Annotated in this window: 2 pseudogenes; one reads left to right on the top strand and one right to left on the bottom strand. The window is 63.8% G+C overall.

The features are described from left to right. Positions 1–227, top strand: a pseudogene (locus VE26_RS00160) (erythrose-4-phosphate dehydrogenase); the annotation flags it as partial. A gap of 68 nt (positions 228–295) precedes the next feature. Here VE26_RS00160 and VE26_RS17300 read toward each other — a convergent pair. Continuing rightward, a pseudogene (locus VE26_RS17300) lies at positions 296–522 on the bottom strand (erythrose-4-phosphate dehydrogenase); the annotation flags it as partial.

The following is a 522-nucleotide window of genomic DNA, read 5'->3' as shown; positions in this document are numbered from 1 at the left end:
CCGTTCCCAAATCTGCCCATGGCGCGCCCACGTCCGTGCCGGCCTACACGACCCCGCCCCACGTCTCGACCGACTTCCACCATGATCCACCGCCCCCCACCATGGCGCTCGACCAGACCAAGGTGATGGACGGCAATTCCGTCCCGGTCCTGTCCTGGTACGACAATGAATGTGGCTTTTCCAACCGCATGGCGGACACCGCCGTGGCCCTGGCCAAGACGCTCTAGACGCGATCAATGTCTTTTGGAAAAGGGCGTCCCGCGGGACGCCCTTTTCCAAAAGACATTGATCGCGTCTAGAGCGTCTTGGCCAGGGCCACGGCGGTGTCCGCCATGCGGTTGGAAAAGCCCCATTCATTGTCGTACCAGGACAGGACCGGGACGGAATTGCCGTCCATCACCTTGGTCTGGTCGAGCGCCATGGTGGGGGGCGGTGGATCATGGTGGAAGTCGGTCGAGACGTGGGGCGGGGTCGTGTAGGCCGGCACGGACGTGGGCGCGCCATGGGCAGATTTGGGAACGG

Origin of the sequence: Devosia chinhatensis, from assembly GCF_000969445.1 — a bacterium.
GTDB lineage: Bacteria > Pseudomonadota > Alphaproteobacteria > Rhizobiales > Devosiaceae > Devosia > Devosia chinhatensis.
The sequence above is the reverse complement of the archived record's forward strand: the minus strand, read 5'-3'. Positions and strand labels throughout refer to the sequence as shown.